The sequence below is a fragment of the Luteibacter sp. genome (assembly GCF_009912395.1).
Lineage (GTDB): Bacteria > Pseudomonadota > Gammaproteobacteria > Xanthomonadales > Rhodanobacteraceae > Luteibacter.
Map to the genome: position 1 here is coordinate 148707 of NZ_WNDO01000012.1, position 11394 is coordinate 160100.

Below are 11394 nucleotides of genomic sequence, written 5' to 3' on the forward strand. Positions count from 1 at the left end.
TACGGATCATACGGCTACACCGCTGCGTTGGCTCTCGCGCGCAAGCGCGCTCCTACATTTTCTTTTTTCCCGGCGGAGGGGCCTTCGGCGGGCTGTTCTTCAAATCATCCAGCAACGGTCGGCACTGCGCCGCGTTGGCCTTGCCACTCTCCGGCACCGCGAGCGGGGCCAGCGCGGCGACCGGGGCGGCGAACACCGCCAGCGCCAAGGCGCCACCACCGCGCAGGATCAGCGGGCCGGCATGCACGCCCGGCGACGGATCCTTGAACGTCCCATGCACGTACAGCGGCGAACGCAGCGAGAACAGGCGGAAGCCCTTGGTGTGCGGCACGATGTCGAGGTCCAGTTTCTCGTCGCGGAAATTGACCGTGCCGTTGACGTTGATCAACGCCTTCTCCGTGTCGAACGCGAACAGCCGCGATTCCATGACGCCGTTGGTCGACACCAGGTCCGCCGCCATGCAGTTGATCTTCACCACGTCGTCGCCGAACAACTTGTTGACCACGTAGTTGCCGACGTTCAGGCCGGCGATCTCCAGCAGCGACGAGCTGATGGCGCCATCGTTGATCAGCAGCTTCACTTCGCCGTTGGAACTGCCGAGCAGGGCAGCGGGCGAATTGCCCGTCGCAGTCAGCGACGCGTCGCCGTTCACTTCACCGAAGGCCGTCTGCATCGGCGCAAAGGTGGGGAACAGCTCCTTGAGCTTCAGGTGACGCGCTCCGAGGTTCAGCCGGCCCTTCATCGGGGTGGTCGAGCCGTCGAGCCGGATATTGCTGCCGACCGTGCCGCCGGCCACGCCGAACTTCAGCGGATCGAGCGTCAGCACGGCGTCCTTCATCACCAGGTGCGTATCCAGGTTCTGGATCGGCAGGCGCTCGCCGTGCACGATCTTCGCACCGGTGAAGTGCACGTCCGCGTCCATGGCGTTCCAGCGATCGGTCTTGAATGGCTCGACCGGCAGCACCTTGTCCGCAGGCTGCTTCACCGCGTCGCCGCGTTCGGCCTTCTCCTTGTCCGTGCCGCCGCCAATCAGCGGGGCCAGGTCGCTGAACAGCAGCTGGTTCGATTTCAGTGTGCCGGTGAGGCTTGGGCGCGGTCCGGAGGTCGCGAAAGTGAGCGTGCCACCCAGGTCACTGCCGCCGACACGGCCGGAGAAATTCTCATAGGTGAAGGTGCTCGTGCCTTTCTTCAGGTTGGCCTTGAGGTGGCCTTCGGTAGCGAACGGCGGCGTGTCGGGCAGGGTGACACCGGTCAGGTCGTACAGGTGCGACATGCTCGTGCCGGAGAACCACAGGCGGATATCGAGCGCGCCCAGGTTCATGGGGTCGGTCAGCGTGCCCACGAAGGCGATGTGCGTGTCGCCGAAGCGTGCGTCGGCCTGCACGGGGAAGGGTTTCGCCGCGTCGCGCAGGGCTAGCACGCCTCCGGTGCGCGCCTTGGCCTGCACCGTGGATTTCTTGTAGGTGCCCTTGGCGTCCCAGGCGAAGTAATAGGTCTGCTGTTGCTTGGTGGTGTCCTGGCGATCCTTTTCGTCGGCATCGCCTTTCGCCATCGTCTTCGCGCTGGCGCCGGTCGTCTTGCTCGCCTGCTCGCGCGAGTCCTTCTCCTGCTGCGCCATGATCTCGTTGAACGGGATGCCCCGGCCCAGCGGGGTCACGTCGATGCCCATCGTGATCTGGTTCTGCGCATCGGTTAGGTCAATATGCCCCTTGTCGAACGCGATGGCGTCGATGCGGAGGTTCCACTCCGACGGACCACTGCTTTCAGGGAGCTTGAAGGTCCAGGTGTTTTCACCGTTTTTCTGACGCTCCAGCGCTACGTTAGGCTGGCCGAGGCGTATCTCCGGCACCACGATGTCGTGGCTGATCAAGGGGAAGGGGGCGAGACGGAACTGGATCGAATCCAGCGTGGCGAACTGCTTGTCCTTCGCCCAGTCGGGATTGGCGACGGTGATGTCGCGTGCCAGGAAATGCGGCCAGGGAATCAGGCCCACCAGCCCGCCTTCGCCGGGCTCGCGCGACCACTCTGCGGAGAGGTCACCGTTGATAGCGAACGGCCGGCCGATGGCCTGGGACACCTTGTCGTTGATGAAGGGCTTCAGCCGGTTCCAGTCGAAAAAGGCGATGAACAGCACAATCGCCACGATCAGCAGGACGATGATCCCGAGTACCCAGGCCAGTATTTTCCTGCCACGCCGCATCTTCACGCCTCCTCTCCGTCGAACGGCCCCACAGTTAACCTGTGGGCCGCAAAGGTTATGTGTTCACGGCGGGATGCGATTAAGCAACGTCGTCCTGACGTGACGGCGCTCAGCGGGCGAGTGCTTCCTCGATGTGGCGTCGGACATCGGGCGCAAGGTCGCCCGCCCGGCGACGGAGTAGTTCGCCGAAAACGGTACGGTGCGCCGATGACGGCGACCACCAGCCCAGCATCTGCTTGACCAGGTGGCGAAGCGCGCCATCCAGCCATGCGTGGTGATCGCTGTCGCGGGGCCATGCGGCCGTAAGCAGTTCCAGGCGCTCCCCGTTGTCGAGGCTGTCCAGCAGCCACTGTCGCCCCTTGTCGTCGGCCTGGGCGGTGAGCTGGACGAAGCGCGTCGCATCGAGTGCCACGCCGTCATGACGGATCACATGGCGCAGTGCCTTGCGTACGTGCCCGCTTTCGTCGCTTAGCGCCGAAGCGATCGTCGCATCGTCCAGGCGTGTACCGATACGGCCCAGTGCGCGGATCGCGGATGCCCTGGCGTGGCCGTTGGTGTGTGCTACCGCTTGGCGAAGGCGTGGTTCGTCGCTGGCGTCTGCCCTCTCGGCCAAGGCCTGTACGACGCCACGCGACGGCAACGAAGGCGCGTCGAACATCTCACGCCAAACGTTGATCGCCGCCAGACCGTGACGCTCTTTCGCAAGGTAGGCGGCCAGCGAGCGGACGCCGCCGGCGCTGTCGGACAGGGCGTCGACCAGATCATCCCGCGATAGCTGGTTCTCTGTATCCATCGCCCGCAGCGTGTCGCGACGGATGATCGGATGGCTCGAGACCAGCGCCCTGCGTTGCAAGCGGTGTCGATCGTCCATGGGCAGGTCGGCCATCGCCGCCGCCCCCCGTTTCGCAATGGCAGGATCGGCGTCGTCGATCGCGAGCGCCAGGAGATGGGCGCTTGCATGAGCGGGCCTCGCCATCGCGAGTTCGAATGCCCATCGCCGCACTCGCGTGTCCGGATGGCCCAGTAGTCGCTCCAGTCGATCGGCCGTAGACACCCAGTCGCGCATGGCGGTGGTGAAGCCCTCGTGGTCCACGCGCTCGTGACCCAGCAGGCGGAGCAGTAGCGGAAAGATGGCGTGCATGTCCGTCTCGTCGGCGCGACCGATGAAGCCGAGCGCGAGCGGCGTAGCGAGGCGACGAATCGGGTGCACCCAATCGGCACTGCGAATCGCCGTGGCGATGAAGCCGAGGAACGACGGATGCTGGCCGTAGGCCTCCAGCGCGCATTCCCGCTCTTGCCCCTGTCCGCTCATGGCGAAGACGAACAGGCCCGCATCCCGAACGTCGGACGGGGCCGCCATGAAGGCGCGGAAGGCGTCGACGCGCTGTTCGCGGGGTATGCCGGTGTATCGCCTTACGAGCAAGTCGTAATCCAGAAGGCGCGTCGGCGGCAGGGAGCGCAGCGCCACGGCCGCCGTGGAGAGGCCTCCCTGGTTTGACGGCCACTGGGGAAATGCGAAGCCGAGCACTTCACGTAGCAGTGCTTCCAGGTCGGACAGGTCGACAGGCGCGGGTGCCGGAGGCCCGGCGTGAATCGGTCGGGAAGGCGCCGGCGCCCTCAACGGGATCGTGACGTTGACTGGGGCCGGCATAGGCGTCGGCGAAGCGGGCACTGGCTTGATGCGCTTCCTTCCGGAAAAGATGCGCTCGATCCATGTCGGCATGACAGGGGAGTCCATTCGTTGGCTGTGCGCCCAGTGTATCGGAACCCAGGAATCAGGCCTGCCAGTAGCCCGTGGCCTTCACCCAGTCCTTGTCGATGCCGCGTGTCTCGACCAGCAGCGAACGAAGCTCGCGTGTGCGCTTCGATTCCGTGGCGACCCACCAGAACGTATCGCCCTCGGGGATCGGCAGCGCGGCGAGTGCCTCGTCGAGCGACGGCGATTCGCCGCGCACGAACCAGCGTACGTCGCGTGCCAGCACCTGCTTCTCGTCGGCGGAGGCGACTTCCGCGAGCACGGTGACCTTCGTGCCCTTCGGCATCTCCTCCAGCCAGCGACCGATGGCAGGCAGGGCCGTCTCGTCGCCGACGAGCACGTAGTGGTCGAAATCGTCGGGAACGATCATCGAGCCACGCGGACCGCCGACGCCGACCTTGTCGCCCACCTTAGCCTTCTCGGCCCAGCTCGACGCGGGGCCGTCGCCGTGGATGACGAAATCGAGGTCCAATTCGAGGCTGTCCGCCCGGAACTGGCGGGGCGTGTAATCGCGTGCCGGCGAGGGCTCCTTGCCCTGGGGATAGAGCGGACCGTCTGGCGTCATCGTCGGCACGTTGAACTCGCCGCCGGAGGTGGGCAGGAACACCTTCACATGGTCGTCGGGCGAGGCGGAGGGAAAACCCTCCAGCTCCGGGCCGTGCACGGTGATGCGGACCATGTGGGGGGTGAGCTTTTCGACGCGGACCACGGTGAGGATGCGCATCCGCAACTCATGGCGGACGCGCTGGATCGCATGCTTTTCACTCATCAGCGACGCTCCCCGATGACCTTGGCCGCCTCGGCAACCAGCGCGGCGACACGCTTGATCTCGGCCTCGTCCCAGGACTTGTGATGGTTGAGCAACTGGTGCTTCAGGGTGTGCATGGCGTCGCGGATCGCCTCGGGCACGCCCATGCGGCGCATATGGCGAGACATCACCTGGAGGCGCTCGGTCAGGGCTTCCAGGGTGTGGCGGTTCTCCTCGAGGAAGGCGCGGCCTTCGTCGGTGATGGCGTAAAGCTTCTTGCCGCCGGTCTCCGCTTCGACGCGGGCGTAGCCCAGTTCCTCGAGCATGGTCAGGGTGGGGTAGATGGCACCCGGGCTCGGGCTGTACTGGCCTTCGAACATCTCCTCAATGGTGCGGATCAGCTCGTAGCCGTGGCGCGGCTGTTCCTCGATCAGGGCGAGCAGCAGCAGGCGGAGGTCGCCATTGCCGAACATGCGGCCGCCAAAGCGACCGCCACCCCGCCCCCCGCGCATACCGTCGCGCTCGTCGAAGCCGAAGGGGCTGCCGCCACCGAAGCGGCCGCCCCGGCCCATGGCCGCGAAGTGCTCGTGGTACCGATCGTGGCAACGCTCCTGGAAGCGTTCCTGGAAGTGACGCCTGGCGTGATGGAAAAAGTGCATCGGTGTTCTCCGATATATCGTACGTAGTGATCGCACGATATATCGTAAGAAACACTCTTGCAAGCCCTCGACTCATCCATCGCGTATGCGATCCGCTCCCACACCTTCGGTAGGTGCCCTACTGGAAGGGTGGGAGCCGACCGTGTCGGCGATTCCTGCGGAGCGGGTGTTTGCGTCAGCCGAAGGTGAACGTGAACGCGTGGAAATTCGCCTTCGGCACCTTGATCGTCAGCACGTGGTCCTTGTACCCGTCCCCATCGAACAGGGTGTAGAGCATCGATTTCTGCACGGTCACCGGGGCCTGCGGCTTGCCGTCCACCAGCACCTCCAGGGTCACCGGGTCGTTGGCGCTGGCCACCATGTGCACCTTCTTCGCCTTGAAATGCAGGCGGATCTCGCCGCTGGCGCCGACCAGGCTGGCGTTCTCGCGGCCGATTTCCCAGCGGCCCACCAGGGCGAAGCGGTTGAGGTCCAGGCGCGACGGCGCGGTGAAGTCACGGGTGCCCGTACGGGCGCCCTCGGGGCTGGCGTTGTTTTCGCTGCGGTCGCTGCCGAAATACATCTCCGGCGAGCCCAGTTGCGCGAAGTCCGGGGCGTCCTTGTCCATCTCCGCCTTGCCGTCCGCCAGTCGGGGCAGGCCCAGCAGGGTGCGGATGGCGTTCTCCATCTCTGCGTAGTTGCCCTCGCCATAGTGGTGCGCGACCACGTTGCCGCGCTGGTCCACGAGGTACTCGGCCGGCCAGTACTTGTTGTCCCACGCATCCCAGGTGGCGAGGTCGTTGTCCTGCGCCACCGGATAGGTGATGTGGTAGCGCGCGATGGCCTCGCGCACATTGGCTTCCTGCTTCTCGAACGGGAATTCCGGCGAATGCACGCCGATCACCACCAGGCCCTTGTCCTTGTACTGGTCGTACCAGCGTGTGACGTGGGGCAGGGTGCGCAGGCAGTTGATGCAGGAGTACGTCCAGAAGTCGATCAGCACGACCTTTCCGCGCAGCTGCTTCATGGTCAGGGGCTTGGAGTTCTGCCAGGCCTCGATGCCGTCGAATTCGGGGGCCGTCTGCGCGGCGGCGGCCGGCCGGGCAATACCCAGGGCGGCGGCCGCGAAGGCGACGGCGAACAGGGCGATGCGGAAGGGATGGCGCATGGGGACTCCGTGGTTCTTGGGGGTGCCTGGAACAGACCGGGGCACCTGCCAGCACCTTACACCGGTGGGGTGCGCTAAAATGGGCCTCTTTGCCAGCCGCACGAGCCAGCCGTAGCGCCATGACCGCGATCAAGCAGGACGACCTCATCCAGAGCGTCGCAGACGCCCTCCAGTACATCTCCTACTACCACCCGGTGGACTACATCCGGAACCTCTCCGCCGCCTACGAGCGCGAGGAGTCCCCGGCCGCCAAGGACGCCATCGCCCAGATCCTGATCAACTCGCGCATGTGCGCCGAGGGCCATCGCCCGATCTGCCAGGACACCGGTATCGTCACCGTCTTCCTCAAGGTCGGCATGAACGTACGCTGGGACGACGCCACGATGGGCGTCGAGGACATGGTCAACGAAGGCGTGCGCCGCGCCTACAACCATCCGGACAACAAGCTGCGTGCCTCCGTGCTGGCCGATCCGGCCGGCAAGCGCATGAACACCCGCGACAACACGCCGGCCGTGGTCAACGTGTCGATCGTGCCGGGTGACAAGGTCGACGTGATCGTCGCCGCCAAGGGGGGCGGTTCCGAGGCGAAATCGAAGTTCGCCATGCTCAACCCGTCCGACTCCATCGTCGACTGGGTCATCAAGACCGTGCCGACCATGGACGCCGGCTGGTGCCCGCCGGGCATGCTCGGCATCGGCATCGGCGGCACCGCCGAAAAGGCGATGCTGCTGGCGAAAGAAGCCCTGATGGAGCCGATCGACATCGTCGACCTCATCGCCCGCGGCCCGTCCAACCGTGCCGAAGAGCTGCGCCTTGAGCTGTACGAGAAGGTCAACGCGCTAGGCATCGGCGCGCAGGGCCTGGGTGGCCTCACCACCGTGCTCGACATCAAGGTCAAGGATTACCCGACCCACGCGGCGAACCTGCCGGTGGCGATGATCCCCAACTGCGCCGCCACCCGCCACGCGCATTTTGTGCTCGACGGCTCCGGCCCGGTCGCGCTCGATCCGCCGTCGCTGGAAGATTGGCCGAAGCTCACGTATGACTCGTCGAAGGGTCGTCGCGTCAACCTCGACACGGTCACTCGCGAGGAAGTCGCCAGCTGGAAGCCAGGTGAAGTCATCCTGCTCAACGGCAAGCTGCTCACCGGCCGCGACGCCGCGCACAAGCGCATGATCGACATGCTCAACCGTGGCGAAACGCTGCCGGTCGACTTCACCAACCGCTTCATCTACTACGTGGGTCCGGTTGATCCGGTGCGCGACGAAGTGGTCGGTCCGGCCGGTCCTACCACCGCCACCCGCATGGACAAGTTCACCCGCCAGATGCTGGAGACCACCGGCCTGCTGGGTATGGTCGGCAAGTCCGAGCGCGGCCCCACCGCCATCGACGCCATCCGCGACAACAAGGCCGTGTACCTGATGGCCGTGGGCGGCGCCGCCTACCTCGTGTCGAAGGCGATCAAGGCCTCGCGCGTGCTGGCCTTCGAAGATCTCGGCATGGAAGCGATCTACGAGTTCGAGGTGAAGGACATGCCGGTGACCGTGGCCGTCGACAGCCAGGGTACCTCGGTGCACCAGACGGGTCCGAAGGAATGGCGCACCAAGATCGGCAAGATCCCGGTCGTCGTCGAGTGATGCTGTTGTAGGAGCGCGCTTGCGCGCGATGGGGGACCGCCGCAAGCCCCATCGCGCGCAAGCGCGCTCCTACAAGATGGCCAGGCGCCAGGCGTGCCTTGCGATCTGCTCGTCTTCTTCCGTGCGGATCACCCGGCATTCGAACGGCCCGATCCAGCGCAGGCCGTCGAGGATCGCCGCGCGCATCACCGCATCGTTCTCGCCGATGCCGCCAGTGAACACCAGCAGGTCGATGCCACCCAGCGAGGCCACCATGCCGGCGGCCTGCTTGCGGGCCACGTGCACGAAGACATCCTGCGCCAGCCGCGACGCCTCATCGTCCACCGCATGCAGCTTGCGCATGTCGCTCGTGCCGCCGGAGAGGCCCTTGAGCCCCGATTCCCGATCCACCAGCGTTTCCAACCGCTCGGCATCGTAGCCACGCTCGCGCATCAAATAGAGCAGCACGCCCGGATCCAGGTCGCCCGGTCGCGTGCCCATCACGATGCCGCCGGTCGGCGTCAGGCCCATCGTGGTATCGATGGATGCACCATCCCGCACCGCGCACAGGCTCGCGCCATTACCCAGGTGCGCGATCACCGTCCGGGAGAGCAGCGCGTCGCCCAACTGGCGCACGATCGACTCGTAGGACAGGCCATGGAATCCGTAACGCTCGATTCCGCCCTCGCGCAGGTCGGCCGGTAGCGGCAACGTACGCGCCACCGCCGGCATCGTGGCGTGGAAGGCCGTATCGAAGCAGGCCACCTGCGGCACGTCGGGCAGTGCGTTCCGCACGCGCGCCACCATCTCGACGGCAGGCGGTACGTGCAAGGGGGCGAAAGCCTTCGCTTCTTCCAGGTGACGCATGAGCGCATCGTCGATGCGCGCATGCTCCCGCACGTTCGGGCCGCCGTGCACGATGCGATGCCCGACGATGTCGGGCATCGGCAGCTCGCGCTCGCGCAGTGCGCCGAGAATGTCGCCGATGGGGTCGGTCTCACCGCCGGGCGCATCGGTCTGGTTGGCGAGCAGGGCGTCGCAGCGTTCGCCGTCGACACGATACAGCCCGTATTTCAGTGACGACGACCCGGTGTTGAGCGCCAGCACATGCCGGACGTGACTCATGCCTCCGCCTTCCACTGCCAGTCACGCACCTCCGGCAGGTCCTGACCATGCTCGCTGACATAGAGCTTGTGCCGCTGGATATCCGACCAGTAGCGCTGCTTCGCCTTCTCGCGCTCTCCGGCAAGACGCGGCACGCGGTTGATGACGTCCAGCGCGAGCTGGAAGCGATCCATGTTGTTGAGCACCATCATGTCGAGCGCCGTGGTCGTGGTGCCTTCTTCCTTGTAGCCGCGCACATGAAAATTGTCGTGGTTGTGCCGGCGATAGGTCAGCTTGTGCACGATGCCCGGGTAGCCGTGGAAGGCGAAGATCACCGGGCGATCCTTGGTGAAAAGGTCGTCGAACACATCGTCGTCCATGCCGTGCGGGTGCTCGTCGGGCGTTTCCAGCGACATCAGGTCCACCACGTTCACCACGCGGATACGGATGTCGGGCACGTACTCGCGCAGCAGCATCACGGCGGCCAGTATCTCCACCGTGGGCGCGTCGCCCGCGCAGGCCATCACCACGTCGGGGTCGTCACCGCCGCGGCCAGCCCATTCCCAGATGCCCGCGCCGGCGGTGCAGTGACGCACGGCGGCTTCCATGTCGAGCCATTGCCAGTCCGGCTGCTTGCCCGCGACGATCACGTTCACGTAGTGCCGGCTGCGCAGGCAGTGGTCGGCGACCGAAAGCAGGCAGTTGGCATCCGGCGGCAGGTAGATGCGGACGATCTCCGACTTCTTGTTCGCCACATGGTCGATGAAGCCCGGGTCCTGGTGGGAAAAGCCGTTGTGATCCTGGTGCCACACATGCGAGCTGAGCAGGTAGTTGAGCGAGGCGATCGGCGGACGCCAGGCCATCTTGCGTGTCACCTTCAGCCACTTCGCGTGCTGGTTGAACATCGAGTCGATGATGTGGATGAAGGCCTCGTAGCACGAGAAGAAGCCGTGCCGGCCCGTGAGCAGGTAGCCCTCCAGCCAGCCCTGGCACTGGTGCTCGCTCAGCATCTCCATCACGCGGCCGTCGGGCGCGAGGTCGGTGTCCACCTCTTCGTACTCACCCAGCCAGGTCTTGCCGCTGACCTCGTACACCGCATCGAGTCGGTTCGATGCCGTTTCGTCAGGCCCAAAGAGACGGAAGCTCTGCATGTTCTGGCGCACCACCTCGCGCAAAAAGCGCCCGAGCAAGCGGGTCGCTTCCGCCTTGTGGTCGCCGGGCGCTGTCACCGTCTCGGCGAAGGGGGCGAAATGCGGCATGTGCAGCGGCTTCAGCAGACCGCCGCCGTTCGCATGCGGGTTCATGCCCATGCGTCGCTGCCCCGTCGGGGCGAGCGCGGCGAATTCCTCGCGGAAACGCCCCTTCTCGTCGAAGAGTTCCGTCGGCTCGTAGCTCTTCATCCAGTGTTCGAGGATCGCCACATGCTCGTCGTTCTCGAATTTTGCGATCGGTACCTGGTGAGCACGCCAGGTGCCTTCCACCGGCTTGCCGTCCACCACCTTGGGGCCCGTCCAGCCCTTCGGCGAGCGGAACACGATCATGGGCCAACGGGGGCGTTTCGCGTCGGCGGCGTGGCCTTCGCGTGCCTCCTTCTGAATGCGTGCGATGTCATCGAGGCAGCGATCCAGCGTCGCCGCAAATGCCTGGTGCATCGGTTCGAACTCATGGCCTTCCACGAAGTGAGGCTCGTAACCGTAACCGCGCATCAGGTCGCGCAACTCGTCCGGCTCGATGCGGGCCAGCACCGTGGGATTGGCGATCTTGAATCCGTTGAGGTGCAGGATGGGCAGCACGGCGCCGTCGCGCGCAGGGTTGAGGAACTTGTTCGAGTGCCAGCTCGTCGCCAATGCGCCGGTCTCGGCTTCGCCATCGCCGACGATGCAGGTGACGATCAGGTCGGGATTGTCGAACGCCGCGCCAAACGCATGCGAAAGTGAATAGCCCAATTCGCCGCCCTCGTGGATGGACCCAGGTGTTTCCGGCGCTACGTGGCTGGGAATGCCGTAAGGCCACGAAAACTGGCGAAACTGATCTTGCCCCCGTTTCACGGACACCCCTATAAGCGATTAACTATCGCAATAGGAGGTGGACGATGACCAAGAGCAAGGCAGGCAGAAAGGGGCAGGAGTTCAGCCTGGAGTTCAGGCAGCAGGCACTGTTGCGA

General features: G+C 65.4%; 8 protein-coding genes. 1 reads left to right on the plus strand and 7 read right to left on the minus strand.

Annotated features, from left to right (window positions below; genetic code table 11):
- Positions 1-52 precede the first annotated feature (52 nt).
- The 5 genes from GAK28_RS12745 to GAK28_RS12765 all read right to left on the minus strand — a co-directional run bounded on the left by GAK28_RS12745 (position 53) and on the right by GAK28_RS12765 (position 6510).
- Complete coding sequence (locus GAK28_RS12745) at positions 53-2200, minus strand: AsmA family protein (RefSeq protein ID WP_291779522.1); 2148 nt, start codon at positions 2198-2200, stop codon at positions 53-55.
- A 109-nt stretch (positions 2201-2309) separates the two neighbouring features.
- Positions 2310-3923 carry a hypothetical protein gene (locus GAK28_RS12750; protein WP_291779493.1) on the minus strand — a complete coding sequence of 538 codons (1614 nt, stop codon included), beginning with the start codon at positions 3921-3923 and terminating at the stop codon, positions 2310-2312.
- A 52-nt stretch (positions 3924-3975) separates the two neighbouring features.
- Entirely contained in the window at positions 3976-4725 is a 750-nt protein-coding gene (locus GAK28_RS12755) for a siderophore-interacting protein (protein ID WP_291779496.1), read from the minus strand.
- The gene (locus tag GAK28_RS12760; RefSeq protein WP_291779499.1) at positions 4725-5363 is read right to left on the minus strand and encodes a PadR family transcriptional regulator; all 639 of its coding nucleotides are present in this window, start codon (positions 5361-5363) and stop codon (positions 4725-4727) included. Before GAK28_RS12760 ends, GAK28_RS12755 begins: the two co-directional genes overlap by 1 nt.
- A gap of 175 nt (positions 5364-5538) precedes the next feature.
- A complete protein-coding gene (locus GAK28_RS12765) occupies positions 5539-6510 on the minus strand; it encodes a thioredoxin family protein (RefSeq protein WP_291779503.1) in 972 nt (323 codons plus the stop codon).
- A 119-nt stretch (positions 6511-6629) separates the two neighbouring features.
- On the opposite strand from GAK28_RS12765, the gene GAK28_RS12770 reads away from it, so the two are divergent.
- Positions 6630-8147: a fumarate hydratase gene (locus GAK28_RS12770; RefSeq protein ID WP_291779506.1), complete on the plus strand. Its 1518-nt coding sequence runs from the start codon at positions 6630-6632 to the stop codon at positions 8145-8147.
- Positions 8148-8216: 69 nt separating this feature from the next.
- On the opposite strand, the gene GAK28_RS12775 is transcribed toward GAK28_RS12770, so the two are convergent.
- Positions 8217-9251 carry an acetate kinase gene (locus GAK28_RS12775; RefSeq protein WP_291779509.1) on the minus strand — a complete coding sequence of 345 codons (1035 nt, stop codon included), beginning with the start codon at positions 9249-9251 and terminating at the stop codon, positions 8217-8219.
- Complete coding sequence (locus GAK28_RS12780) at positions 9248-11284, minus strand: phosphoketolase family protein (protein WP_343161871.1); 2037 nt, start codon at positions 11282-11284, stop codon at positions 9248-9250. The genes GAK28_RS12775 and GAK28_RS12780 overlap by 4 nt, the downstream gene beginning before the upstream one ends.
- Positions 11285-11394 lie beyond the last annotated feature (110 nt).

What these genes read in the sequence shown, in the direction of transcription:
- GAK28_RS12745 (WP_291779522.1), bottom strand. Translation starts at nt 2,200, where the DNA reads ATGCGGCGTGGCAGGAAAATACTGGCCTGGGTACTCGGGATCATCGTC.
- GAK28_RS12750 (WP_291779493.1), bottom strand. Translation starts at nt 3,923, where the DNA reads ATGCCGACATGGATCGAGCGCATCTTTTCCGGAAGGAAGCGCATCAAG.
- GAK28_RS12755 (WP_291779496.1), bottom strand. Translation starts at nt 4,725, where the DNA reads ATGAGTGAAAAGCATGCGATCCAGCGCGTCCGCCATGAGTTGCGGATG.
- GAK28_RS12760 (WP_291779499.1), bottom strand. Translation starts at nt 5,363, where the DNA reads ATGCACTTTTTCCATCACGCCAGGCGTCACTTCCAGGAACGCTTCCAG.
- GAK28_RS12765 (WP_291779503.1), bottom strand. Translation starts at nt 6,510, where the DNA reads ATGCGCCATCCCTTCCGCATCGCCCTGTTCGCCGTCGCCTTCGCGGCC.
- GAK28_RS12770 (WP_291779506.1), top strand. Translation starts at nt 6,630, where the DNA reads ATGACCGCGATCAAGCAGGACGACCTCATCCAGAGCGTCGCAGACGCC.
- GAK28_RS12775 (WP_291779509.1), bottom strand. Translation starts at nt 9,251, where the DNA reads ATGAGTCACGTCCGGCATGTGCTGGCGCTCAACACCGGGTCGTCGTCA.